The 2387-nt window shown below is 37.1% G+C and carries 1 protein-coding gene and 1 pseudogene; both read left to right on the top strand.

Annotation, left to right across the window (positions count from 1 at the left end; translation table 11 throughout):
* A pseudogene (locus tag BBROOKSOX_RS10070) lies at nt 1-1684 on the top strand (hypothetical protein); the annotation flags it as partial.
* A gap of 9 nt (nt 1685-1693) precedes the next feature.
* On the top strand, nt 1694-2089 hold the full coding sequence (locus BBROOKSOX_RS10065) for a hypothetical protein (protein ID WP_139661601.1): 396 nt from the start codon (nt 1694-1696) through the stop codon (nt 2087-2089).
* The last annotated feature ends 298 nt before the right edge of the window (nt 2090-2387 follow it).

The raw sequence follows: 2387 nt of genomic DNA, 5'->3' as shown, positions 1-2387 counted from the left end.
TAAAACCAAAGTCCTAGCCACCCTAGGCAGTGGCAATATCCAAATAGCCGACATCGACCAAAACAATTCCAATTCTAAATCCAAGTCTAAATCCAAATCCAGCACCAAACTCCTCAACAGAGACATCAAAGACACAGAAGTAAACATCTACAACATAGCCTCTCACAAAGGCTTAAAAGGCGAAATAGACACAAGACTACTAACCAAAAACGGCAGAATACAAATCGCCAAAGATATTAAAAAATCAGGCATGATAACCTCTGCCATCCAGCAAATAGTCAATACCGATAGAACAGAACTCAAAGACTTCTTCAGTGAAGTAGACAAACTCCACAAAACCGATGAAGCCGTTACAGCCAAAATAGCCAATAACCCAGCCCTAGCCAAAGCCTTAACCGACCCTAACTTAACACCAACACAAAAACAACAATTAGCAACAGAACTGGTGAGTAGCGTTATGGTTGAGTTGGGCTACACACAAGCCGTAGATGTAAAACTAGTCGCAGATAGCCAAGACAACAGAAAAGGACATTACGGCGAAGACAACGGCATCTACCTAAATGATGCCAACCTTAACAACACCAAAGATTTAGCAACCACCCTAGGACATGAAACTAGCCATGCGATAGACAACCAAGACCCAAGTATCAACACCAACCCACAAAACAACGCAAGCAAAGCAGACAATGAAATCTACGCCCAAAACTATGGAGACGACTTTAGCGATTATGTTGAGTTCGCCTCAAAAAACTATGGCGATGGCAACTTAGCAGACAGCAACAACAAAAACCTAGGCAACACACCAGCAGAAATACAGAGAAACACAAACCTTGTTAACAACAACAATCAGGATTATGCTGGGATTGATAAGAGCAAGGGGAAGGATTTTGTAGTAACAGGCACATTAACCGCTGCTGCAATTTATGCTGCTATTGTTGGCGATGGTGACCCAGTAGATGGTTTAGAAACTATTGGACAAGGTAACGACCCACTGACTAAAGTCATTGCACAAGGATCTCAAGCAGCAATTGAGTTATCTTATGAACATTTCCCCAAAGCCACAGAAAAGACCCTAGACCTTATTGCCAAAGTGGGCACCCAAGTAGGCAATGGTTTAGATGTAACTGTTAAGTATATTGATGATAAGACCGGCAATGTTGCTAGTGCGAAATGGAATAAGTTGGACAAAGCCACGCAAGATCAAATCAGAGGTGGAGGCAGAATATTATCGGTGATTGTGCCTGCTGGGACTGCTGGTAAGATTGTAAAGGGCATTAAAGAAGCTAAGGCACTTAAAAATAAAACAGTTAGTAAATCGGTTAATACGAAAATTGCAAACTCTGGTTATGTCAATCCACCATATAATCTGAGTAAACCAATTGTTGATTTTACGGCTAATGGTAAAGATAAATATGTTAGAGTTTTTACCAAAGGAGAAACGAAACATGCAGGACGATGGATGATGAAAGATTCTGACATTAAAGGATTGACACCTAAAGAAATCCAAGATAAATTTGCTCTACCATATTTACCAGATCATGTTGTTGATGTGAAACCACCAAAAGGAATAAAAATGAGAACAGGTGTTGCCAAAGAAAACTTTAATGGCAATGGTGGTGGAACGCAATATGAGTTGTTAGAGAATATAAATATAAATGTATTTAATAATTCTAGACCTTTGTAGAAGTAGATAATGAAAACTAAGCTAGTTGTAGAAACAATTTTATGTTTAAAAAATAACAAAAAAGTTTTTCTTAACGGATATGATATAAATACACATACTTATCCTGATGACTGTCCAAAAAACGCTATTTATGATAAAAAAATTATTGCTTATGAAAAAAGATATTTGAATGAAACAAGCACCCCACCAGTATCTAGCAATATTATTTGTTATGATAATAAAGATAATATTATATGGATATTAAAGCCAGATTTATCACAAAGTTTTGGCTGTTGGGATTATAAAGAAGGTTTTGCATTGTATTGTTACGATGGAAAATTGGAAATTGATAATTGGAAAGGGGCTAGATATTCAGTAGATTTTAATACTGGGCAAGCAAGTTTTATGTTTTCAGGAAAGAATTAAAAAAACACTATAACAAATAAAAAAACTGGCAAGGGGAAAAGAGGGGAAAAGGGGACGCTACCCTTTTATCGTAAAAATATAACCCCACCCTCTCATTAAAAACAAAACCACTATTTTTAAAACAAAAAAAACCACCAAAACCCATTAAAATAACCAAATGCCAAACCCATTTGTAATATCAATTTTAACCTTAATCACAACCCTGGCAATAACCCCAACCATTGCTAATACAAACCTTAATACTCCAAACAAAACCACCACTATTATTGGCTCAAACCTCCAAGCCAATGCAGTCAAC

This window comes from bacterium endosymbiont of Bathymodiolus sp. 5 South (assembly GCF_900128535.1).
In the GTDB taxonomy this organism is placed as follows: Bacteria; Pseudomonadota; Gammaproteobacteria; order PS1; family Pseudothioglobaceae; genus Thiodubiliella.
This window is presented reverse-complemented; position numbering and strand designations above follow the sequence as displayed.

What these genes read in the sequence shown, in the direction of transcription:
- BBROOKSOX_RS10065 (WP_139661601.1), top strand. Translation starts at nt 1,694, where the DNA reads ATGAAAACTAAGCTAGTTGTAGAAACAATTTTATGTTTAAAAAATAAC.